Origin of the sequence: Nocardioides sp. YIM B13467 (genome assembly GCF_042788075.1) — a bacterium.
Taxonomy (GTDB): domain Bacteria; phylum Actinomycetota; class Actinomycetes; order Propionibacteriales; family Nocardioidaceae; genus Nocardioides.
Genome location: NZ_JBHZPJ010000046.1, coordinates 2,680,603 through 2,701,712 on the forward strand (window position 1 = coordinate 2,680,603; position 21,110 = coordinate 2,701,712).

19 protein-coding genes, 1 pseudogene and 1 riboswitch are annotated in these 21,110 nt (G+C 70.4%); of the genes and pseudogenes, 8 read left to right on the forward strand and 12 right to left on the reverse strand.

Annotation, left to right across the window (positions count from 1 at the left end; all coding sequences use genetic code 11):
* Positions 1-19: 19 nt before the first annotated feature.
* A complete protein-coding gene (locus ACFX43_RS19900; RefSeq protein ID WP_378833244.1) occupies positions 20-3,088 on the reverse strand; it encodes a M4 family metallopeptidase in 3,069 nt (1,022 codons plus the stop codon).
* A gap of 165 nt (positions 3,089-3,253) precedes the next feature.
* Here ACFX43_RS19900 and ACFX43_RS19905 point away from each other — a divergent pair, with 165 nt between their 5' ends.
* Positions 3,254-3,553, forward strand: coding sequence for a WhiB family transcriptional regulator (locus ACFX43_RS19905; RefSeq protein WP_045547698.1), 300 nt, complete (start codon positions 3,254-3,256; stop codon positions 3,551-3,553).
* Here the strand turns inward: ACFX43_RS19905 and ACFX43_RS19910 are convergent.
* A complete protein-coding gene (locus tag ACFX43_RS19910; RefSeq protein WP_378833254.1) occupies positions 3,550-4,437 on the reverse strand; it encodes a sigma-70 family RNA polymerase sigma factor in 888 nt (295 codons plus the stop codon). The genes ACFX43_RS19905 and ACFX43_RS19910 overlap by 4 nt on opposite strands.
* Positions 4,438-4,584: 147 nt before the next feature.
* Between ACFX43_RS19910 and ACFX43_RS19915 the strand changes: the two genes are divergently transcribed.
* Positions 4,585-5,049 (forward strand): carboxymuconolactone decarboxylase family protein, encoded by a 465-nt coding sequence (locus tag ACFX43_RS19915; RefSeq protein WP_378833278.1) that lies wholly within the window; start codon positions 4,585-4,587, stop codon positions 5,047-5,049.
* A 24-nt stretch (positions 5,050-5,073) separates the two neighbouring features.
* Here the strand turns inward: ACFX43_RS19915 and pgm are convergent, their stop codons facing one another.
* Positions 5,074-6,723: a phosphoglucomutase (alpha-D-glucose-1,6-bisphosphate-dependent) gene (gene pgm, locus ACFX43_RS19920; protein ID WP_378833282.1), complete on the reverse strand. Its 1,650-nt coding sequence runs from the start codon at positions 6,721-6,723 to the stop codon at positions 5,074-5,076.
* Between the two features lie 38 nt (positions 6,724-6,761).
* Here pgm and ACFX43_RS19925 point away from each other — a divergent pair, with 38 nt between their 5' ends.
* Positions 6,762-7,553 carry a crotonase/enoyl-CoA hydratase family protein gene (locus ACFX43_RS19925; RefSeq protein WP_350840971.1) on the forward strand — a complete coding sequence of 264 codons (792 nt, stop codon included), beginning with the start codon at positions 6,762-6,764 and terminating at the stop codon, positions 7,551-7,553.
* Here ACFX43_RS19925 and ACFX43_RS19930 read toward each other — a convergent pair.
* The 3 genes from ACFX43_RS19930 to ACFX43_RS19940 all read right to left on the reverse strand — a co-directional run bounded on the left by ACFX43_RS19930 (position 7,535) and on the right by ACFX43_RS19940 (position 10,016).
* The gene (locus ACFX43_RS19930) at positions 7,535-8,326 is read right to left on the reverse strand and encodes a hypothetical protein (protein ID WP_378833288.1); all 792 of its coding nucleotides are present in this window, start codon (positions 8,324-8,326) and stop codon (positions 7,535-7,537) included. The two genes, ACFX43_RS19925 and ACFX43_RS19930, sit on opposite strands and share 19 nt — an antisense overlap.
* 80 nt (positions 8,327-8,406) lie before the next feature.
* Positions 8,407-9,348, reverse strand: a complete 942-nt coding sequence (locus ACFX43_RS19935; RefSeq protein WP_378833294.1) for an oxidoreductase — start codon at positions 9,346-9,348, stop codon at positions 8,407-8,409.
* 59 nt (positions 9,349-9,407) lie between these two features.
* The gene (locus ACFX43_RS19940) at positions 9,408-10,016 is read right to left on the reverse strand and encodes a LysE/ArgO family amino acid transporter (protein WP_378833298.1); all 609 of its coding nucleotides are present in this window, start codon (positions 10,014-10,016) and stop codon (positions 9,408-9,410) included.
* Between the two features lie 75 nt (positions 10,017-10,091).
* Between ACFX43_RS19940 and ACFX43_RS19945 the strand changes: the two genes are divergently transcribed.
* Entirely contained in the window at positions 10,092-10,994 is a 903-nt protein-coding gene (locus ACFX43_RS19945) for a LysR family transcriptional regulator ArgP (RefSeq protein ID WP_378833304.1), read from the forward strand.
* On the opposite strand, the gene ACFX43_RS19950 is transcribed toward ACFX43_RS19945, so the two are convergent.
* Positions 10,995-12,215: an MFS transporter gene (locus ACFX43_RS19950; protein WP_378833308.1), complete on the reverse strand. Its 1,221-nt coding sequence runs from the start codon at positions 12,213-12,215 to the stop codon at positions 10,995-10,997. It lies immediately after the preceding gene.
* Between the two features lie 82 nt (positions 12,216-12,297).
* Between ACFX43_RS19950 and ACFX43_RS19955 the strand changes: the two genes are divergently transcribed.
* The 3 genes from ACFX43_RS19955 to ACFX43_RS19965 all read left to right on the forward strand — a co-directional run bounded on the left by ACFX43_RS19955 (position 12,298) and on the right by ACFX43_RS19965 (position 15,402).
* Positions 12,298-13,173, forward strand: coding sequence for a LysR family transcriptional regulator (locus tag ACFX43_RS19955; RefSeq protein ID WP_378833311.1), 876 nt, complete (start codon positions 12,298-12,300; stop codon positions 13,171-13,173).
* A gap of 37 nt (positions 13,174-13,210) precedes the next feature.
* Entirely contained in the window at positions 13,211-14,899 is a 1,689-nt protein-coding gene (locus tag ACFX43_RS19960) for a penicillin acylase family protein (protein ID WP_378833318.1), read from the forward strand.
* Positions 14,890-15,402, forward strand: a complete 513-nt coding sequence (locus ACFX43_RS19965) for a GNAT family N-acetyltransferase (RefSeq protein WP_378833324.1) — start codon at positions 14,890-14,892, stop codon at positions 15,400-15,402. Before ACFX43_RS19960 ends, ACFX43_RS19965 begins: the two co-directional genes overlap by 10 nt.
* Position 15,403: 1 nt before the next feature.
* On the opposite strand, the gene ACFX43_RS19970 is transcribed toward ACFX43_RS19965, so the two are convergent.
* From ACFX43_RS19970 to ACFX43_RS19990, 5 genes and pseudogenes are all read right to left on the reverse strand, one after another.
* Positions 15,404-15,727, reverse strand: a complete 324-nt coding sequence (locus tag ACFX43_RS19970) for a DUF1048 domain-containing protein (protein ID WP_378841036.1) — start codon at positions 15,725-15,727, stop codon at positions 15,404-15,406.
* Positions 15,726-16,817, reverse strand: a pseudogene (locus tag ACFX43_RS19975) (M48 family metalloprotease); the annotation flags it as partial. The pseudogene ACFX43_RS19975 and the gene ACFX43_RS19970, both read right to left, overlap by 2 nt.
* Positions 16,814-17,980, reverse strand: coding sequence for a hypothetical protein (locus tag ACFX43_RS19980; protein ID WP_378833328.1), 1,167 nt, complete (start codon positions 17,978-17,980; stop codon positions 16,814-16,816). The gene ACFX43_RS19980 and the pseudogene ACFX43_RS19975, both read right to left, overlap by 4 nt.
* A gap of 86 nt (positions 17,981-18,066) precedes the next feature.
* Positions 18,067-19,053, reverse strand: coding sequence for an NlpC/P60 family protein (locus ACFX43_RS19985; RefSeq protein WP_378833331.1), 987 nt, complete (start codon positions 19,051-19,053; stop codon positions 18,067-18,069).
* 17 nt (positions 19,054-19,070) lie between these two features.
* Positions 19,071-19,275: riboswitch (cyclic di-AMP (ydaO/yuaA leader) on the reverse strand.
* A gap of 96 nt (positions 19,276-19,371) precedes the next feature.
* The gene (locus ACFX43_RS19990; RefSeq protein WP_091049976.1) at positions 19,372-19,554 is read right to left on the reverse strand and encodes a hypothetical protein; all 183 of its coding nucleotides are present in this window, start codon (positions 19,552-19,554) and stop codon (positions 19,372-19,374) included.
* A gap of 282 nt (positions 19,555-19,836) precedes the next feature.
* On the opposite strand from ACFX43_RS19990, the gene ACFX43_RS19995 reads away from it, so the two are divergent.
* On the forward strand, positions 19,837-21,102 hold the full coding sequence (locus tag ACFX43_RS19995) for an NYN domain-containing protein (RefSeq protein WP_378833337.1): 1,266 nt from the start codon (positions 19,837-19,839) through the stop codon (positions 21,100-21,102).
* Positions 21,103-21,110 lie beyond the last annotated feature (8 nt).

The window sequence follows — 21,110 nt, forward strand, 5'->3', positions numbered from 1 at the left end:
CCCTTTGATGGTGTGACGGCTACTTGACCCTGACGGTCACCGTCTCGGTGATCGCCTCGTTGTTCCGGTCACCCGAGTAGACCACCTTGTAGGTGTGGGTGCCTCGGAACGCCCGGAAGGTCGCCTCCTCCTTCTTGAGGGTGAAGCGGCCGACGCGGATGCCGTTCTCGCTGACGACGATCTGGCCGGAGGCGCGCTCGCCGTCGACGGTGATCTCGACCTTGCCCCGCTTGGGCGAGGTGGCGGAGATCTCCGGGACCGCCTTCTCGGTGCAGTAGCTCACCGAGACGTTGTCGATGGCCCAGCCCTCGACGCCGTTGCAGCCGTCGCGACCGAGGTCGAAGCGGAACTTCACGGTGTCACCGGCGTCGGCGATCGCATCGAGGTCGACGATCGTCGTGCCCCACTGACCGGTGAACTTGCCACCGTCGGTGCCCGTCCAGGCGGGCTCGCTGGCGAGGTAGCCGCTGTCGGGGTCCATCGTCGCGCCCGGTGCGTTGAACAGGTACGCAGCCTGGTCGACGAGAGTGAAGTCGCCACCGTTGACCGACACCTTGACGTTGCCGCCGTCCCAGCTCGACTCGGTGCGCACCGAGTGGTCGAACGTGAGGCGAGGTGTCTGACCCGCGGGCACGGTGATCTCCGGGGAGATCAGGCCGTTGCGGCTGGTGATGTCACCGACCGGGTCACCGCACTGGCCCTCGACGGGGTCGGGGCCCCACGCCGCCTTGGTCTCGTTGCCCTCGACGCCGCTCAGGGTCTCCCAGGGGTAGTCGTTGCCGGGGACCAGGGACTCGGCGTCCTGGGTCCAACCGGTCAGACCGTCCTCGAAGTCCTCGGTGTAGGTGGTGACCTCGTTGGTGCCCTCGCCACACAGGGCGGGGGTGTTCGGGTCGAGCATCGGGCCGAAGTTGCACTGAACCGGCTCGTCGGCGAGCTCGGTGGCCGTGTTGGCCGCCGCGACCGCCGCACAGTCAGCGGCCGTGATCGGCTCCAGAGCCGGAGCCGCGGCCTCGCCACCCGGAGTCTCGCCGCCGCCGGTCTGCGGCGTCGAGGTGCCCAGGGTGAGCTTCTTGAGCGAGGTCACGCCGGTCAGGTCGGCGCACGAGGAGACCATTGCCTGGGCGTACTCGGGGAAGCCCGAGGTCGGCGTCAGGTAGTTGGTCTGGGCGTGCCAGATCAGGTTGGCCGCCTTGTCCAGGCCGATGCCGGCCACGTTGACGTCGTTGTAGGCGCCGCCGTCCACGAGCAGGGCGTAGTGGTGGTTGATGACACCCGAGTTGGAGTGCACGCCGCCGGAGTCGTCGGTGGTGCAGTGATACTCCTCGTCGGAGACCTTGCCCGGGTCGCCGTAGCAGGTCGGGTTCCACATGTCGCGGATCGCGCCGCCGAAGGCGGTCGAGTCCTCACCCATCAGCCAGCGTACGGACTCGTCCTTGGACTCGGCCGAGGCGTCCTTGATGGTGATGTTGACCGTGCCGGTGGCGTTCTTGATCTTCTGGCCGGTGGCGTAGTCGGTGGTCGCGCCGTAGATGTCGGAGTTGCCGGAGATGCTGCCGAGCGGCTGGCCCTCCAGGAACGCGATCACGACGCCCTTGGCGCCGGCGTTCTTGGCGTTCGCGACCTTCTGGGTGAACGGGCAGGTGCCACGGTCGACGAGCACGAACTTACCGTTGACGGCAGCGGCGTTCTCCAACGGCGAGCAACCGTCGGTGGTCGTCGGGCCACCGCTGTTGGCGGCGTCGAGGCCGACGACGATGTCGCTGGTCACTCCGGCGGTCGGGTAGACCGGGCCGAAGTTGGCAGCCGCGGCCGGACAGTCTCCGGCCACGTCGGCCGGCGAGTTGATGGTCAGCGCGATGGCGCCGCGCGTGGAGGAGGAGCAGTGCCCATCCGTACGGGCCACGTCGTCGGTGGTGTTCTCACGGGTGTTGAGGAAGTCGAGCGTGTTGCCCCACATGTCGGAGTACGCCTCGTTGAGCGCACCCGGCTGCCACTGGTAGATCAGGCCGGAGGTGTGCTCGGTGTAGGCGTGGCCCCACTCGTGCGCCACCACGTCGTCGGAGGTGACCCCGGAGCAGTAGTTGGTGGTCGCGCCGTTCCAGTTGGCGTTCGGACACGAGATCGCCGGGTCGTTGTTGACCGTGACCATCTTCGCTCCGGAGCCGTCGTAGGAGTCGCGGCCGAAGGTGTTCTTGAAGAGCCAGTAGGACTCGCCGGTGGTGGCGACCTCGTTCTGCTGGTCCTGGTCGAGGGTGCCCGGGAAGGCGTCGTTCTCGACCCAGACGGTCGCGTCGTCGCCGGTGTCGGGCGTGTTGTGCTTCTCGACCAGCTCTCGCTCGTTGGCCGAGTGGATCATCGAGTAGCGGTTGACCGGCTTGCCGCTGGCGGCGTCGAGCACGACGGTCTCGCGCACGGTGGACCGGTTGGACACCTCGACGACCCAGGCGAGCAGGCTCTTGCCGCTCACGCCCTGGGCGGCTCCCATGCGGTAGACGTTGAGGTCGGCCTTGACGACCTTCACGTCAGTGGTGTCGACCTTGCTGTCGGTGTGGGCCTCGGCCGGCTTCGACTTCACCAGCTCGAGCGCCCTGGCGGAGGCCTTCTCCTTCGACCACTTCGGGGTCGTGCTGAGATCGAGGTTCGGGGCGGCGAAACCGTTGACCGAGGTCAGGTCGCCCGCCTTGTCGACGTGGGCCTTCAGGACGCCGCCGAAGACCGGCACGTCCTTGTAGGCCTGCTCGAACTCGACGGTCCACCCGGCCGGGGTGGTGCTGACCTTCGACTGGTCGAGCTGGTCGGCCTCGGCACCGAAGACCGGGGCGTACTTGTCGAGATACTCGCGTGCCTTCGCGGCCGCCTCCGACTTGCTGTCAGCGGCGACGCCGGGCAGCAGGTCGCCCTTGGTGGACGCGTAGCCGATCAGGCCGGTGGCGCCCTCCTTCTTGAGCGTGACGGTCTGATCGGCCGCGGCCTTCAGTTGGTCGATGCCGCTGGGATCCGGTTCCGCGGCGAAGGCGGCGATCGGTGTGGCCACCAGGCCTGCCGCGACGAGCGCAAGGCTGATTCCTTGCTTTCCGAGCTTCACGGGTTGCTCCTCTCGGGGTTCCGCCGCGTCGAGTCGCGGCGATTTCGCATCGTAGAGAGATTTGCGATGAAGAAGGGTGCAAACGCGAAACACGAGTCCGAAACGATTCGCCCTCGGGAGATTCTCAGTGGAAGCTCCTCAGGGGAGATCTAAGGTAGTTTCCCGATGTGCGGGCCTACCTCAGGCGCAGATTCTCGAGGGGTGCCCTTGGAGATCATCCCGCCTTTGTACGCCGCCGGCCTTCCGTGCCACGGAGACGACTCTGCGTTGTGGTTCTCAGAGTCCCCCGCCGCCCTCGAGGTGGCCAAAGATCGCTGCCTCGACTGCCCGGTGATGCGTGAGTGTCTCTCCGGTGCTCTGGCCCGTTCCGAACCCTGGGGCGTCTGGGGCGGCGAGATCGTCGAACGCGGCCAGGTGGTCACCCACAAGCGTGGCCGCGGCCGACCCCGCCGCCAGGCCGCCTAGGCCTGGCCGTGCGCTGACTCCAGCCCCAGGCTCGCGGCGAGCTTCGCGACCTGGGCCGGGGCGGCGTACGCCTCGATCTCGGTGATCCGCCCGTCGACCACGGTGAACGCCATGACGCTGTAGAGCTTCCCGTGGAAAGTGATCGCGACGCCGGCGGAGCCGTTGACGAGGGCGGGGTGGGTGACGCGGTCGGCATGGGCGTACATGACGGCGTTGCCCGCGACCTTGGCCGCGCCGCGGTATGTGGTGATCCCGGAGCCGAGATCGGCGTGCAGGACGACGTCGGGGTGGAGCGCACCGATCAGGCGGTCCAGATCGCCGTCCTGGGCGGCGGCGAAGAACGCGTCGACGACCTCGCGCTGCGCGGTGACATCGCGATCCGGCGTACGACCTCGGACTCTTCGGCGGGCGCGGCTGGCGAGCTGGCGGGTCGAATCGGACGAGCGGTCGAGCATCGTCGCGATCTCGTCGAACGGCACGGCGAAGAGATCATGGAGTACGAAGGCCAGCCGCTCGTCCGGGGAGAGCTGGTCGAGCACGACGAGGAGAGCGATGCTGACCGAGTCGGCGAGCATGGCGCGCTCGGCCGGGTCCTGGGTGGTGGCGTCGTCGAGGACGACCGTGGGTTCCGGCAGTCGATCTTCGAGAGGGAGCTCGCCGCGGGTCTTGCGCGAGCGGAGCATGTTGAGCGAGACGCGTGCCACCACGGTCGTCAGCCAGCCGCCGATGTTGTCGATCTCGTCGGCGTCGCTCCGGCTCAGCCGGAGCCAGGCGTCCTGGACGGCGTCCTCGGCCTCGGAGGTCGATCCGAGCATCCGGTAGGCCACTCCGAACAGGTGCCGCCGCTCCTCCTCGAAACGCTCGGCCAGCCATTCCTGCTGCATCGTCGGTCCTCTCGATCGTCGGCCCGTACAGTCCGGACCCGTATAGACCCGACCCGCGAAGCAGACCAGATGTGACCGCTTCGGTGAAAGAATTTTTTTCTTTCACCGGTCTGTCACATAGGTGCGCCGGGGCGGGTCAGGGATGGCATGAGCAACCGAATGAAGAACCCCGCAGAAGTCATCCCGCAGGCATTCAAGGGCATCGGCAACCTCCTGGCTGCCGTGGCCGACGGTGGCCTGCCCGAGACCACGACCGAGCTCGTCGCCATCCGGGTGAGCCAGCTCAACGGCTGCGCCGCCTGCCTCCAAGGTCATGCCGTACGTCTCGCCGACGTCGGCCTGCCGATCGAGAAGGTCGTCGGCCTGGCCGCCTTCCGTGAGTCGCCCTTCTTCGACGAGGCGGAGAAGGCGGCCCTCGCTCTGGCTGACGCCGTCACCCGCCTCGCCGACTCCGAGGACGCCGTGCCGGACGAGCTCTGGCGTGAGGTCACCAAGCACTACGACGAGAAGCAGACCGCTGCCCTGGTCCTCTGCATCGCCACCCACAACCTCTTCAACCGGGTCAACGTGGCGGTGCGGGAGGACGCCGAGCACCCGTTCTGGATGCGTTGATCTCGGGCTGGGGCGAACGGGAGGTCAGGCCAGGGCGGCGGAGACGACCGCCTTGGCCTCCTCCTGGACCTTCGCCAGGTGGTCAGGCCCTCGGAACGACTCGGCGTAGATCTTGTAGACGTCCTCGGTCCCCGACGGCCGGGCCGCGAACCAGGCCGACTCGGTGGTCACCTTCAGGCCGCCGATGGCCGCGCCGTTGCCGGGCGCCTCGGTGAGCTTGGCGGTGATCTCCTCACCGGCCAGGGTCGTCGCGGTCACGGCATCGGGGGAGAGGGCGGCGAGCTTCGCCTTCTCCTCGCGGGAGGCCGGGGCGTCGATCCGGGCGTATGCCGGCTCACCGTGCTGGGCGACCAGCTCGGCGTAGCGCTGGGACGGGCTCTTCCCGGTGCGCGCCAGGACCTCGGAGGCCAGCAGCGCCAGGATGATGCCGTCCTTGTCGGTGGTCCAGGCGGTGCCGTCGAAGCGCAGGAACGAGGCACCCGCCGACTCCTCGCCGCCGAAGCCGAACGAGCCGTCGATCAGCCCCGGTACGAACCACTTGAACCCGACCGGCACCTCGACCAGAGGCTTGTCGAGCGCACCGGCGACCCGGTCGATCATCGAGGACGAGACCAGGGTCTTGCCGATGCGCGCGGTCGCCGGCCAGCCGGGACGCGCGCCGCCGAAGAGGTGGTCGATCGCGACCGCGAGGAAGTGGTTGGGATTCATCAGCCCGGCGTCGCGGGTGACGATCCCGTGCCGGTCGGAGTCGGCGTCGTTGCCGGTGGCGATGTCGAACTCCGGGGTGCTCTCCAGGAAGCGCACCAGCTCGGCCATCGCGCTGGGGGAGGAGCAGTCCATCCGGATCTTGCCGTCCCAGTCCAGCGGCATGAAGCGCCAGGTCGGGTCGACCAGCTCGTTGACCACGTTGAGGTCGATCTTGTGCCGCTCGGCGATCTCGCCCCAGTACGCGACCGAGGCCCCACCCAGCGGGTCGGCGGCGATCCGCACCCCGGCATCGCGGATGGCGGCCAGGTCGACCACGTTGGGCAGGTCGTCGACGTAGGAGCCCAGGAAGTCGTACGCCTCGGCTCGTCGCTTCGCGGCGGCGAACGGCACCCGCTTGACGCCCGAGAGCCCGGCGCGGATCAGCTCGTTGGCGCGGGCGGCGATCACCTTGGTGGCATCGGAGTCCGCGGGACCGCCGTGGGGCGGGTTGTACTTGAAGCCGCCGTCGGAGGGCGGGTTGTGGGACGGGGTCACCACGATCCCGTCGGCGAGGCCGGCGCCCGACAGGCGCCCGGCGTTGGCACGGAGGATCGCGTGCGAGATCGCCGGCGTGGGCGTGTAGCCGTCGCGGTCGTCGACCAGGACGCGTACGTCGTTGGCGACCAGCACCTCGAGCGCGCTCGCCCACGCGGGCTCGGAGAGGCCGTGGGTGTCGCGCCCGATGAACAGCGGCCCGTCGAAGCCCTGCGAGGTCCGGTAGTCGACGATCGCCTGGGTCGTGGCCAGGATGTGCGTCTCGTTGAAGGCTGACCTGAGCGAGGACCCGCGATGGCCCGAGGTGCCGAAGACGACCTGCTGGGCCGGATCGTCCGGGTCCGGCTGCAGGTTGTAGTAGGAGGCGACCAGGTGAGGTACGTCGACCAGGTCGGCGGGCGTAGCGAGCGTTCCAGCGCGTGGGTCAGCCATGTGCCCCATCATGCCTACTGCCCCGTAATGTTCTCCCCATGCCCCTCGTCACCACCGAAATCAACGACGGCATCGCCCAGGTGCGTCTCAACCGCCCGGACAAGCTCAACGCGCTGACCCTCGAGCTGCTCCAGGAGCTGGTCGACACCGCCAAGGTGCTCGGCAAGAACCACGACCTGCGTGCCGTGGTCATCGCCGGTGAGGGGGACGCGTTCACCGCCGGTCTCGACTTCGCCTCGGTCCTGCGTGACCCGAAGAAGATCGTCGGCGCCTTCCTGCCCCGACCCTTCCGCGGCACCAACCTCTTCCAGGAGTCGGTGTGGGCCTGGCGACGGCTGCCGGTTCCGGTGATCGCGGCCGTCCACGGTCACTGCCTCGGCGGCGGCGTACAGATCGCGCTCGGCGCCGACTTCCGCATCGCCGAGCCCGACTCGCAGTGGTCGGTCCTCGAGGGCAAGTGGGGCATCATCCCCGACATGACCGGGATCCGGTCGCTCTCCGAGGTCGTCGGCATCGACACCGCCAAGAAGCTCACCATGACCGCCGAGCAGTTCTCCGGCGAGCGCGCCTACGAGCTGGGCCTGGTCACCGAGCTCTCCGCGGACCCGGTCGCCACCGCGACCGCCTTCGCCCGCAAGCTCTCCGAGCGTTCCCCCGACCAGCTCGCCGCAGCCAAGCGCCTCTTCAACGACACCTGGTACGCCCCGATCAAGCGCACCTTCTCCCGCGAGCGCATCGAGCAGCTCCGCCTCCTCTTCGGCGAGAACACCAAGATCGCCCGCGAGGCCGCCTTCAAGCGCGAGAAGCCGACCTACAAGCCCCGTCGCTGACCCTCCTCCACCGAGACGTCACCCGCGTCGGCCGAGGCGTCACCCGTTGCCTTCTCGGCCTGCGGGAGTGACGTCTCGGCCGACGTACCTGACGCCTCGGCCTGCGCGGCGGACGCCTCGGCGTGCTTGCGGCGGCGCTTGATCTCGCCCTGGGCCAGGACGAAGGCGAGGACGACGGGCCAGACGTACTTCACGTGGTTGGCGACCCACTTGACCCATTCGGGGACCTGTATGTTCGGCAGGTCCGGCCACGGGATCGAGGGCCACGGGATGCTGGGGAGGTCGGGGAGCGGCAGGTCGGGGAGATCCGGCAGGTTCGGGAGCGGGAGGTCGATGTCCGGGAGCGAGACCCGGGCGAGGATCCATGCGACGACCATCGCGGCGACGATGCCGCCGACCACGCCCGCGGCGCCGCCGAGGGTCTCGATGAGCGCATAACGCTTGGGGTGGTCGATCACCCGCTGTTCGTACGCAGCGGCCCGCGACCCCGGCGCCGGGGTGAGGTCGACGCCGCCGATGCCGGCCATCCCGGCCAGGTCCTCACCGGGCGCGAAGTAGGTCGCGCGACGCGGTGTGCCGAGCCCGGAGTGGATCACGAGCAGGCTCCCGTGAGCCTTGCTCTCCAGCCGGGCCCGGTCGTCGGAGGTCTTCCGGGTGAGGACCTCCTCGCCGTCGACGGTCCACACGAACGTACGGATGATCTCCCCGGTCACCTCGAGATGGTGGGTGTGCCCGGAGATCGTCCGGGACCAGATCTGGACCTTCTTGCTCACCCTGGTGAATCTAGGATCCGAGGCACCTTCGGGGCATCGGCCGGAGGTAGCGACCGGGCTCAGACTTTGGTCTGGGCCGGTCAGGGATAGGCGATGCCGGTGGTCTGCTCGGAGAGCTCCCACAGCGCCCGCGCCGCCTCGGGGTCGCGCGCGAGGCGCGAGGCGTTGACCGGCTTCGGCACACCGCGTGCCTCGAAGGCGTCGCTCGGCCCGACGTACGTCCCGGGCTCCAGCCCTGGCAAGGTCGCCGCCATCAGGGCCGGCCAGGCGCCGGCCTCCGGGGTCTGCGCCATCGCCCGGACGGCGGCCTCGCCGATGCTCGCGATCGGCGCGATCATGGTCCGGGAAGCACCGTTGGCCATCAGACGGGTCGAGGCTAGCCCCGGGTGAGCGGCGTACGCACCGACCGGCAGTCCCGCCTTCTCCAGGCGCCGCTGGAGCTCGAAGGTGAAGAGCAGGTTGGCGAGCTTCGACTGGGAGTAGACGCCCCACGGCGAATAGCGCCCGACCTGCACCGTCGGGAATCCGAGCGGCGCCTTGCGGGCCACCTTGTGCGCCACGCTCGCCATGGTCACGATCCGCCCCTCGCCGCTCTCGGCCAGCGGCTCGAGCAGCAGTCCGGTCAGCAGGAACGGCCCGAAGTGGTTGGTCGCCATCTGCAGGTCGAGGTCGTCCACGGTCCGCGACTGCGGCGTCGCCATCACCCCGGCGTTGTTGACCAGCAGGTGCAGCGGCCCGCCGCCGTCGAAGGTCGCCGCCGCGATCGCCTCGGCCCCTGCCCGCACCGCCTGGAGCGAGGACAGATCGAGCGCGACCCGGTCGAGGCTGGCGCCCGGAACCTCCTCGGTCAGTGCCTCCGCGGCCGCGTCGAGCTTCTCCCAGGACCGCCCCGCCAGGATCACCCGTGCCCCCGCGGCCGCGAGGCCGCGCGCGATGAAATACCCGATCCCGCCCAGCGTCGGTCCGGTCACCACGGCGTTCTTGCCGGTCAGGTCAGGAATATCGGAGGTCGTCCACGGCATGCGGCCACACTAGGCGGCTGGTCAACACATTGGACGGATTTGAAAGTCGGCCCGCCCGGTCAGCCCAGTCCGCCCAGCGCGAGCCCGCCCGCGATCGCGAGCATCATGCACCCGATGAGGCTGTCGAGCACCTGCCAGGCACGTCGGCTGGCGAGCAGCGGCGCGAGGAGCCGAGCGCCGTAGCCGAGACCGGCGAACCAGATGATGCTGGCCAGGCAGCCGCCGATGGCGAACCCCCATCGCGCCGAGCCGTAGGTCGCCGCGATCGACCCGTGGAGCACAAGTGTGTCGATGTAAACATGCGGGTTGAGCCAGGTGAAGGCGGCCGCCTTGGCGATCACGCGGGGGAGTGTCTCGCGGGGCGCGTCGGCGGCATCCAGCCCCGCGGGCCGCAGCGCTCGCCGGAACGAACCGATGCCGTACCAGCCGAGGAACACCACCCCGAACCAGCGCAGCACCTCCACCGCCCACCCGGCGCTCTCGACGACGGCCCCCATGCCGGCGACCCCGGCACAGATGAGCAGGAGGTCGGAGACCGCACACACGGCCACCACGGCGAACACGTGCGAGCGCAGGATGCCCTGCCGCAGGACGTACGCGTTCTGGGACCCGATGGCGATGATGAGGCTGAGTCCGGTGAGGAGTCCGGCGAGGCTGGCTTGGATCACACCAGCGACGCTAGAGCCGCCACGTGCCTACAGGCCAGCGAAAGAATCTTACCGAAGATAAGCCACACTTAAGCTATGCCCGCCCTCGACCCGACCCAGCTCGAGACCCTCGTCGTGATCGCCGAGGAAGGCACCTTCGACGCCGCGGCGAGACGCCTCCACATCACCCCGAGCGCCGTCAGCCAGCGGATCCGGGCGCTCGAGCGCGCGGCCGGCCAGGTGCTGGTGCGGCGTACGACTCCCTGCACCCCCACCGAGGCCGGTGAGCCGCTGATCAGGCACGGCCGACAGCTCCGCCTGCTGCTCGACGAGGCTGCCGCGACCCTGAGCGCCGGCGACAGCAGCGACGACACCGTCGTCGACCTCTCGGTCGTGGTCAACGCGGACACCCTCGCGACCTGGTTCCGTCCGGTGCTCGACGAGGTGGCGACCTGGGACCGGACCGCGCTGCGGATCACCGTGGAGGACCAGGGCTACTCGGCCGACGCGCTACGCCGCGGCGAGGTCCTCGCCGCGGTCACCAGCGAGCCGAAGCCGGTCCAGGGCTGCACGGTCGAGCCGCTCGGCCGGCTCCGCTACACGCCCGGCGCGACCCCGGCGCTGGTCGAGCGCCACCGCAAGGGCCGAGGCATCGACTGGGGTGCGATCCCGATGATCGTCTTCAACGAGAAGGACCACCTCCAGGACGAGGTGCTGGCGGCGCACGGCGCGACCCGGCCGCCGGTCGTCCACCGGGTCCCGAGCAGCCACGACTTCCACGAGGCCATCAGGCGCGGCCTCGGCTGGGGGATGCTCCTCGACGCCCAGGCCGAGGCCGACCTCGAGTCAGGCGCGACGGTCCCGCTCCCCGGCGCGAAGCCGATCGACATGCAGCTCTTCTGGCAGCGCTGGCGCCTCGACTCGATCGCTCTCGACGACCTGAGCGAGGCCGTACGCCGCGCCGCCCGTGACCAGCTACGCCGGACGATCAACCGCTGATCATGTCGTGCGCCGCGTCCCGGTCACCCCGCGAGCCGCGACCCCGAGCAGCACCAGCAGGAGCGCGCCGAAGGCGAGCATCGCCGGCTCGGTCGCGACGAACTGCACCAGGATTCCCAGCAGCACCACCGGCACCGTGATCCCGAGGTAGGCCATCAGGAAGAGCCCGGCCAGCGCCTCGCCGCGGCCGTTCGCCGGCGCCACCGAGATCACGGTGGCGACCGCCGCCTTGAACGACATCCCGGACCCGGCGCCGGTGACGACGGCCCCGGCGACCAGCACCCAGAACGTGCCGGACAGCAGGGCACCGACCACGAGGACGAGCCCGGCGGTCAGCGCGACCAGCCCGGTGACGTACAGCTGACGGCGCGGCCAGCGCCCGGCCAGCACCTGGAAGAGCGCCGCGGCGCCGAAGATGGAGAATCCGATCACGCCCGCGACGGCGTGCGAGTGCATGCCCAGATCCTCGGCGAGGAACGACGGCACCAGCGAGGTGAAGAAGCCGAACATCGCGAACGCCACGAAGCTCGCCATCCCGGCGGCGAAGTAGGCGCCGCGCGCGTCTGCCGGCACCCGCACCCGCTGCGGCCGGTAGGTCCACCCCGGCTGGTCGGTGTCGACCGTCTCCGGCGCGGCCACGACCGCGAGCAGCCCGAGCACCATGAGGAACGCGAAGACCGCGTACGGCGTGTAGAGCGGTCGCGGCGCCCACTCGGCCAGCGCGCCCGCGACCAGCGGGCCCAGCCCCAGACCGCCGATGTTGGCCGCGGTCGCGACCACCTCGGCCCGGGTCGCCGGCGCCTCGGGACGCGCCGTCCGGTGCAGCTCGGCGAGGTGGGCCGTCGCGGTCGCGGTCAGCATCCCGACACCCAGCCCGGACAACAGCCGCGCCAGCAGCAGCCAGCCCAGCTCATGGGTGGAGAGGAAGATCAGCGCCGAGAGCACGTTGAGCAGTACCGCCGGCGCCACCACCCGCCGCCGCCCGAACCGGTCCGAGAGGTGGCCGGCGAGGAAGAGCGAGATCGCCACCCCCGCGCCGTACGTCGCGAACACCACCGTGATCACGAACGAGCTCCAGCCCTGCTCGTCGACGTAGAAGACGTAGAGGGGCGCCGGCGCGGCCGCGAAGCCCATCGTCACCGCGAACAGGAACGCCACCGACCAGAACCCGCGGACGTGGTGGTGCCGCTCGGTGAGGGGCGCTGCCTGGATTGTCGTCATGCCTCCATGCTCGCCGATCTGCATGATCATCTCCAACGAATCTTGTCGAAGGTAAGCATCACGATCTGCGATAGTGAGGAGCATGCAGCCCCACCAGCTGGAGTACTTCGTCGCCGTCGCCGAGACCGGCAGCTTCACCGCCGGCGCGGACCGGGTCGGTGTCGTGCAGTCCGCGGTCTCCGCGGCCATCAAGCAGCTCGAGCGCGGGCTGGGAGCGCCGCTGATCGAGCGCGGCTACCACCGCCTCGCGCTCACCGCCGAGGGCGAGGCGCTGCTCCCGCGCGCTCGCGACGTGCTCGCCGGCATCGAGGCTGCTCGAGAGGCGGTCGCCGGCGCGCGCGGACAGGTGGTCGGCACCGTCCTCTTTGGCACCCTCTCCTACACCGGCCGCTGGAACATCGCCGAGGTGCTGCAGGGCTTCGCCGCCCGCCATCCCGGCATCACCGTGCGCCTTCGCCAGACCATCTCCGGCAGCGCGACCAGCGAGGCAGACGTACGCTCCGGGGCCCTCGATCTCGCCCTGATCTCCACCGCGGCGGCCTCGCTGCCCGGGCTGACCCTGACCCGCATCCACGGCGACGAGCTGGTCTTCATCTGCGCGCCCGGCCACCGCCTGGCGCGGGTCGGTGCGGTGTCCGCCGCCGACCTCGCCGAGGAGACCTGGGTCGACTTCCCGACGGGGTGGGGCAACCGTACGGTGGTGGACGCCGCGTTCGCCTCTGCTGGCGTCTCCCGGACCGTTCGCACCGAGGTCACCAGCTTCGGGCTCGCCCGCAACCTCGTCTGCCGCGGTCTGGGCGTCTCGGTCGTGCCCCGCGCGTCGGTCGAGGGCGACCCCGGGGTCGCCGCCGTCCCGATCGGCCTGGAGTGGTCCTTCCAGCTCGCCGTCCCGAGCAACCGACGGATCTCTGCGGCCGCCGCACGGCTCGCCGAGGCGGTCACGGCCTCCGCGATGTGAGCAGCAGACGACGAAGCGGCCCGCCCGGTNCTTCTGGGTGCAGCAGATCCTCTTCGGGTCGTTCCCCTCGAAGCTCTTCGGCGCCCGGGCGGCGCGGGTGCTCGGGCCCGAGGCCGAGCTGTTTCGCACCGAGGGCCTCTCCGGTGGGTCCAACGCGTACGCCGTCGGCGGCGGCCGCACCGTCTCCGGTCTGCCGCTGGTGGCGGGTGATCCGCACCGGGTCTTCGAGGCGCCCAACGTCTATCTCCAGGTGCGGCTGGCGTGCACCGACCCCGACGATGCCTTCGACGTGGTCGGGATGACCTTCCCCGGCGTACCCGGCGTGCAGCACTTCGCGCACGCCGGTCAGGTCGCATGGGGGATCACCAACGCGATGGCCGACTATCAGGATCTCGTACGCGTCGACCTGCGCTCGGGCGGCGATGTGGTGCGGCGGAGCGTGGAGACGGTGCTCGTCCGAGGCCAAGAGCCGGTCGAGGTCGAGGTGCTGGAGACCGACCGCGGGCCGGTCGTGCTCGGCGGTTCCGACGAGGGCTGGGGAGAGGTGCTGCGCTCACCGGGCCACGAGCTCGCCGACCTCGGCTTCGGGGCGCTGCTGCCGCTGCTGCGGGCACGCTCGGTCGCCGACGTGGAGGCTGCGGTGGCGCACTGGGTCGAGCCGGTCAACAACTGGGTGATCGCCGACGTGGCGGGCGACGTCGTCCACACCGTCGGCGGCCGGGTGCCGCGGCGCGACGAGGCGGGGGAGTGGACCGGCTGGGTCGACCCGCTTCCCCGGCGTACGGCGTCGGCGGATGGTTCTGTCGTGACGGCCAACGACCGGTGCATGCCGGAGTTCGACGTGCTCGCGGCCGGCTTCGCGCCACCGTTCCGGGCGGACCGGATCGGACAGCTCCTCGACGATGCCGGGCTCCTCGACGCCGAGCATGCGGTGGCGGTGCTCGCCGACACCACCCAGACCGCGGGCGGGCCCCTGCTCGCGCTGCTCCCGGTCGATCTTCGTCCGCCGGCGCTGGTGGACTGGGACGGCGCGATGGACGATTCCCCGAGGGCGGCCTGGTACGCCGCGTTGCGGGCCGAGGTGGTCGACCGGATCTGCGCGGCACCGGCGCTCGCGCCGCTGCGTGAGCCGTCGGAGCACGGGCCTCTCTACGAGCCCTGGTTCAGCCTGCCGTCGCGGGTCGCGGCCTGCTTGCACGTCATCCTGTCGGCGAAGCGGCCCTTCGGCCTGGACCCGATCGTTCTCGTCGAGGAGGCTGCCCGGGCCGTCTACCTGGCCGAGTCGGCGCCCACCGACCCGGAAACGCCGAGCCAGCTCGTCATGACGAGCCGACTCGGCAAGGACAGTGGTCAGGACGTGCCGACTCGCCGGGGGCACTTGCCACGCTGGCCCGAGAGGCACCGGTTCTGGCCGTTGCACGCATTGGAGCAGTTCGAGCTGCCGCACACGCGGACCGCCCCCGCCACCCCTCTGCCCGGCGACACCGACACGGTGCGCTGCAACGCCTGGATCCCAGGCACCACCGTGACCGTCCGAGGCTCGGTGGCGCGCTACGCGTGGGACCTGGCCGACCGTGACGACAGCCGTTGGGTCGTACCCCTCGGTGTCAGCGGATCCCCCGACAGCCCCCACCACACCGACCAGCACGACGCCTGGGCCAGGGGAGGCGCGGTCCGCGTCGTCACCGACTGGTCCCTGCTCACCGAGGAGAAGACATGCCCCTGAAAGACGCAGCCCTGACCATTCGTGACCTGGAGCCGTCGGCCGACATCGACCTGTTGTGCGGCTGGCTGCACGACGATCGGGCCCGGTTCTGGGGCATGGTCGAGAAGCCGCGCGAGGAGATCGAGGAGATCTACACGTGGCTGCAGGAGCAGCCCCATCTGGCTGCGTACATCGTCGAGCTCGACGGCGATCCGGTCGCGCTCTTCCAGACCTGGGACCCCGAGGTCGACGAGCTCGGCACCTTCTACGACCGCCGCCCCGGCGACATCGGCGTCCACCTCTTCCTCGCCGACACCCCGACCCGCAAGGGCCGGACGGAGGAGGTCCTCGAGTTCTTCATCGAGGAGGTCATCTCCCAGTCCGGCGCCCGCCGCGTAGTCGTCGAGCCCGACGCCTCCAACGAGGCCTCCCTCGCCAGGCTCGACGACTACGGCTTCAAGCGGGGCCCTGTCGTTCAGCTTCCGCACAAGGTCGCCCAGTACGCCTTCCTCGACCTTCCCTGATTCACGCGAGCTTCTGGGCGACCTCGTTGAGGTTGGCGCGGAGTTTGGTGCGGTAGGCGTCGTGCTGTTCGGGGAGTCGTGCGTCGCAGAAGGCGGCCAGGTCGGTGCCGGTGACCTCGATGACCTTGCGGCCGTTGGCGGCTTCGGTCTCGAACAGGTCCAAGACGTCGCGGAGGATCTCGACGATGTCCATGCCGTCGCCGGCGGTGAAGCGCCACATGTAGTGCTTCATCTCCGTGTAGACGNTGCGGCGACGGGTCGGAGAGCGAGCGTACGCCGAGGTCGTGCTGCAGCCGCGTGAACGACTCCAGGTCGCCGGTGGCATGGAGCGCGTCGACGTCCGCGCGGGCCTCGACGTGCCGGCTGAGGCCGTTCTGGATCGGCATCGCCAGCACGCTCGCCAGCGCGAAGACCGCCATCAGCATCGGGACGGCTTCGGGGGCGGCGTACTCGTCCTGGCGCCGGTAGGACAGCAGCAGGCCGAGCAGACCGACGCCCGCGACCGCGCCGGCGGCGCCGATGACCGTGCCGACCAGGACGTCGTCGTGCTTGGCGTGGGCGAGCTCGTGGGCGACGACGGAGAGGACCGCCCCGCGCGCGGCCGCGCCCCGCTGCGAGTCGACGAGGTTGTCGTAGAGGACGACGCGGCGGGTGGAGCCGAAGCCGGTGACGTACGCATTGAGCGAGGTCGTACGCCGGGAGGCGTCGACCACCAGGACGTCGTCGAGCTCGACGCCCTCACGCTCGGCGATCGCCATCACCTCGGTCCGGAACTGGCCGCGCGGCAGCGGCTCGAAGTCGTTGAACAGCGGCTCGATGACGACCGGGTAGACGAACGAGCCGACCACCACCAGTGCCGCGACCAGAGCGGCTGCGACGGCCGGCCACCAACGCCGGCCGAGGCGGATGCAGGCGAAGAGGGCGAGCAGCGCCACGGAGGTGGTCACGATGCTGACGACCTGGTTCAGCAGCGAGTCGCCCAGCCAGGGTCCCCACGCCTGCCGGGAGAGCCCGTAGCGCATCTGCAGCCGGTGGATGGCCACCCCGAACGGCAGCGTCGCGATCCAGCCGAGCAGCGTGACCACGGCGACGGCGAGCACCACCCGGAGCAGCCACGGTCCGCGCAGCCGCGCCACCAGACGCCGGCCCAGCGAGGTGAACCCGAGCACGCAGGCGACCACCAACGAGACGGCCAGCGAGGCCCGGCTGATCCAGCGAGCGGTGCCGGAGTAGGCGAGCATCCGCTCGAGCTCCTCGGGCGTGAACACGTCACGCTCGTCGGGTAGGTCGAGCGCGCCGCCCGGGTAGGGATGCCATGGGATCAACGTCCAGGCGAGCACCACGAACGCCACCGCCCCGAGGACGAGAACCACCCAGGACGTGCGTCGCGTTGCACTCACTTCTGCCCCCATCATCGAGCAGATTGTGACAGATGGGTCCGCCAGCGGGCGGTCAGCTCGTCCTCGCCGAAGCCGAATCCGGCCTGCAGCGCCTTCTCCAGACCGATGCCTCGGCCCGTCTCCTCGTAGAGGTCGACCAGGGCCTGCTCGCCGCCGGCCTCGGCGAGCACCTCGCAGGCGAGCCAGGCGGCTTCGTACTCGGCGCCGAAGTGCTCCGAGCGGGTGTTGAACTCGGCCTTGCCCGGCAGGTGTTCGGGGGCGCCGTTCTCGCGGACCTGGGCGAGGATCTGGCCTGCGGTCTTGGACAGCGGCAGCTTGGTGTCGCGGAGCGCGACGTAGTCGGCGAAGCCCTCGACCAGCCACATCGGCCGGCGGGTGTTGGTCGCGGCGTCGGTGGCCGCGTGGGTCGCCTCATGGGTGATGACGATCTGGGCGCCGGGGGCGTCGAGATCGCCGATGACGCCCTGGTTGACCCATACGTGCAGCGGGGTCCCGGCCTTCGTGGACCCGTCGACGGTCGCGGTCACCGCCGCGACGGCGGCGTAGGTCCCCGGCTGCGCGCCGAGCGCGGAGTCGAGGCCGTTCGCGGGCACCTCGAGGACCAGGCGCGGGTCCTTCCAGGGGATCACCTTGCGGACCCCGGCGACGGCGGTGGTGGCCAGCTCGGCGTAGCGGTCGGCGACCTCGGCGGACGCCTGGGCGACCACGAGGGTGGAGCCGGTGCGGCGCACCTCGACCGGGCCGCTGAGCCACAGCGGCAGCCGGGTGCCCTGGGCCGCCGAGAACCCGGTGATCGCGCCCTCGGCGTCGAAGCCGACCTTCAGCTCCTCGGTCAGCGCCGGGTCGCCGGGGGTGCGCCACGACATCTCGACGTCGGCCGTCCAGGAGCCGTCCGGCTCCACGTTGCCCGACTCGGCGACGTATTTCGCGGTGACGTCCCCGATGCCGATGGCCCGGGCGTTGCGTACCGCCACCGAGGCGGCGTCCTCGCCCTCGGGCTCCGCCCCGTCACGTACGCCGTCGACCAGCGCCTCCAGCGAGGCCCGGGCGCCTTCGGTGTCGGCGCGCACGACCGGCGCGCTGCTCGGGGTCGGCGCGACGTACTCGCCCCCGCCGGTCAGCCGCCAGCCGACGAAACCGGCGAGCAGCATCACCAGCACGAGCCCGGCCCCGATCATGGCGGGATGGGCCCGGATGCGGGAAAGAAGAGAGCCGACCGTTCGCACCTGCGAACGATCGGCCTCTTCGGGATGCTGGGTCAAGCTCAGCCCGGACGGACGGCGCCCGTGTAGGGCATCTCGTCCATCGGCGAGACCTTCACACCGGTGCTCGGGTTGGACGCGTGCACGATCATGCCGTTGCCGATGTAGATGCCGACGTGGCTGATCGGGCTGTAGTAGAAGACCAGGTCACCGGGGGCGAGCTGGTCGCGCGAGACCTGGGGTCCGCTGCTGTACTGCGCCGAGGAGGAGTGCGGGAGCGAGACACCGGCCTGGCCCCAGGCACCCATGGTGAGGCCAGAGCAGTCCCACGACTCGGTGCCGGTGGCGCCGTAGACGTAGGCGTCGCCGACCTGGGCGAGGGCGTAGTCGACGGCCACCTTGGCGCGGCCCGAGGGCGGCGGCAGGTTGGAGGGGATGCTGGTGTCGGTGGACTGGAACTCCTCCAGCTCATCGGCCTCCAGCTCGTCGAGCTCGGCCTGGGCCGCCTCGTACTTCTTGTCGATCTCGCTCTTCTTCTGCTGCATGGTCGTCTTGACCTTGGCCATCTGGGACTTGGCGTCCTCAGTGGCCTCGCGGCGAACCTGGAGGGCCTCCGCCTCGGTGTTGTACCGAGCGAGCAGGTCGGCCTGCAGCGCGTTGTAGGACGAGACGGTGGAGAGACCGGCGAGGAACTCCTGCGGGTCCTCGGAGGTGATCACCTGGCCGACGGCAGAGACGTCGGAGCCCTCGAACTGCCGCAGCACGGAGTCACGGAGCTCGGCGCGGATCTTGTCGAGCTCCTTGCTCTGACGCTTCTCGTCGGAGCTGAGGTCCTCGAGCTGGTCCTTGAGGTCCTGAAGCCGCAGCTTGGCGTTGCTGTAGTCCTCGTTGGCCGCCTCGGCCTGGGTGTAGAGCTTGTCGACCTTCTTGCGAACGTCGTCGATGTCAGGGTCTGCCTGGGCGGGGGTCGCTGCGGGAATGATCCCGGCGACTCCGATGGCGGCGATGCCGGCTGCTCCGGCAATGAGTCGCTTCCGGTCGCGTGTCACGAGCGGACGGTCTCCTTGTGTGTAGTCGTTGACGCCTACCGGGTGAGCTGACGGGTTCAGGCACGACCTGCCTTACCACCGCTCCTCGATCTGGTCTCCCAGATCGCCCTTGCGGCGGATGCACCCCAGGTGATCGCACTCCGTATTCGCGGCGTACGACCGGTGTGGTTCCCCGGCTCCTGGCCCGCCCCGAAGCGGGCCTGGACTAAGCGCGACACTCGCGTGGGCCGGTTGACCCACTTCCACGAGCGCCAAGTTCCTGCGCACACTAGCCGACGGCATCCCCCACCTGCCAACCACCCACGCCCAAAAGTTCGGCTACATCCCTTCCACCATGCGCAGCGGCGGGACCAGTCCACCCTCGGCCAGCACGTCGAGCGCCCGGCGCTCGTCGTCCTCGATGGTCAGCTCCGGCGGCGGCCCCAGAAGCACGGTGACCACGCAGTCGTGGCACGCCAGTCCCCGCACGAGGCAGGTGTCACAGTCGATTCTCGTCGTCATGTTGTGACGGTCTCACCGAGCACCGACATTTTTGCTTTCGTCCGGTTGCGTCCGGCGTGTCACCACCATCGCAGCACGGTAAGGGCCCCGCCAGGAACTGGTCGGCGCTTCGCGCCGCCATGGCACGCACTCGGCGGCGTTGCCCCGCCTCGAAATGCCCCGGCATGCCATCGACGGGGCGCCTTGCCGAGCACGCACCCTGACGACGCGAAACATCCACCCAGTTCCTGGCCGGGCCCTATTCGAGGCGGCGATCGCGGACCGGGTCCCTACACTTGGAACATGGAGGTCTCCGCGTACGCGACGCTCCCCGACACGGTCCGGGGGCGCATCGTCGCGCTCACGGCCGGGGTGCTTCCCGACGTGGTGCGCCTGCCGCCCGCGCTCAAGCGGATCGCCGACTTCGCGCCCGCCCGGCGCGCCAAGGCCGGCGGCGCGATGATCGCCTCGGTGCTCGAGAGCGACGACGAGGTCCGGGAGAAGGTCGGCAGCCAGCTGCGACCGGCGTACGTCTCCGAGGGCTCCTCCGACGACGTGGTCCTCCCCGAGGATCCGGCCGAGGCGGCCGCGGTCGTCTGGCTCATCCGCCCCGACGGCTGGGAGGTCTCGCTCAAGGAGGCCCTGGACCGGCTGGAAGCCGCCGCGGTGCCGGTGGTCGACGCCGAGGTGGCCCGGCTGCGCGGCAAGCTCGCCGCGGCCGAGGACGAGCTCCGCGAGGTGCGTGCCGACCGCAAGGCCCGCCTCGACGACCTCAAGGCCGACAACACCGCCCTGCGACGCAAGCTCGGCGAGGCCCGGGCCGCGGCACGCGAGGCCGGCACCGGGCTGGACGAGGCGCTGACCGAGGCTCGCACTGCGCTCGCCCGCGCCGAGGACGAGCTCGCCGCTCGTGACCGCCAGCTGCGGCAGCTCCGCAGCCAGATCGACAAGCTGGAGCGCGAGGCAGCCGCCGAGCGGCGTACGTCCAAGACGGACCGCGAGGACGCCTCGCTGCGCGCCCGGTTCCTGCTCGACACGCTGCTCGACGCGGCCGGTGGCCTGCGTCGCGAGCTGGCGCTGCCGCCGGTCACCGGCACCCCGGGCGAGCGGGTGGAGGCCGAGCTGGCCTCCGCGGACGCCGCCGCCGGTGCCGGGGTCACCAGCAGCGCCCACCTCGAGCAGTTCCTGGCGATGCCGCGGGTCCGGCTGATCGTCGACGGCTACAACGTCTCCAAGGCGCTGTGGCCCGGCTCGGCGCTCGATGCCCAGCGACTACGGCTGCTGCGGGCGATCGCGCCGATCGCCGCCCGCACCGGCGCCGAGACGACCGTCGTCTTCGACGCCCACTCCGCATCCGTACGTCCCACCTCGGTGCCTCCGCGCGGCGTCAAGGTCCTCTTCTCCCCCGAGGGCGTCATCGCCGACGACGTCATCCGCGACCTCGTCGACGCCGAGCCCGCCGGCCGCGTCATCCTGGTCGCCACCGACGACGCCGAGGTCGTCAAGGACGTACGCCGCGCCGGCGCCCGCACCGTCCCGCTCTCCTCGCTCTCGCCCCTGCTCGGTTGATCCAGCAG

Coding starts and splice junctions, on each gene's coding strand:
- ACFX43_RS19905 (WP_045547698.1), top strand. CDS start 3,254: ATGTGCGGGCCTACCTCAGGCGCAGATTCTCGAGGGGTGCCCTTGGAG.
- ACFX43_RS19910 (WP_378833254.1), bottom strand. CDS start 4,437: ATGCAGCAGGAATGGCTGGCCGAGCGTTTCGAGGAGGAGCGGCGGCAC.
- ACFX43_RS19915 (WP_378833278.1), top strand. CDS start 4,585: ATGAGCAACCGAATGAAGAACCCCGCAGAAGTCATCCCGCAGGCATTC.
- pgm (WP_378833282.1), bottom strand. CDS start 6,723: ATGGCTGACCCACGCGCTGGAACGCTCGCTACGCCCGCCGACCTGGTC.
- ACFX43_RS19925 (WP_350840971.1), top strand. CDS start 6,762: ATGCCCCTCGTCACCACCGAAATCAACGACGGCATCGCCCAGGTGCGT.
- ACFX43_RS19935 (WP_378833294.1), bottom strand. CDS start 9,348: ATGCCGTGGACGACCTCCGATATTCCTGACCTGACCGGCAAGAACGCC.
- ACFX43_RS19945 (WP_378833304.1), top strand. CDS start 10,092: ATGCCCGCCCTCGACCCGACCCAGCTCGAGACCCTCGTCGTGATCGCC.
- ACFX43_RS19950 (WP_378833308.1), bottom strand. CDS start 12,215: ATGACGACAATCCAGGCAGCGCCCCTCACCGAGCGGCACCACCACGTC.
- ACFX43_RS19955 (WP_378833311.1), top strand. CDS start 12,298: ATGCAGCCCCACCAGCTGGAGTACTTCGTCGCCGTCGCCGAGACCGGC.
- ACFX43_RS19965 (WP_378833324.1), top strand. CDS start 14,890: ATGCCCCTGAAAGACGCAGCCCTGACCATTCGTGACCTGGAGCCGTCG.
- ACFX43_RS19980 (WP_378833328.1), bottom strand. CDS start 17,980: ATGATCGGGGCCGGGCTCGTGCTGGTGATGCTGCTCGCCGGTTTCGTC.
- ACFX43_RS19990 (WP_091049976.1), bottom strand. CDS start 19,554: ATGACGACGAGAATCGACTGTGACACCTGCCTCGTGCGGGGACTGGCG.
- ACFX43_RS19995 (WP_378833337.1), top strand. CDS start 19,837: ATGGAGGTCTCCGCGTACGCGACGCTCCCCGACACGGTCCGGGGGCGC.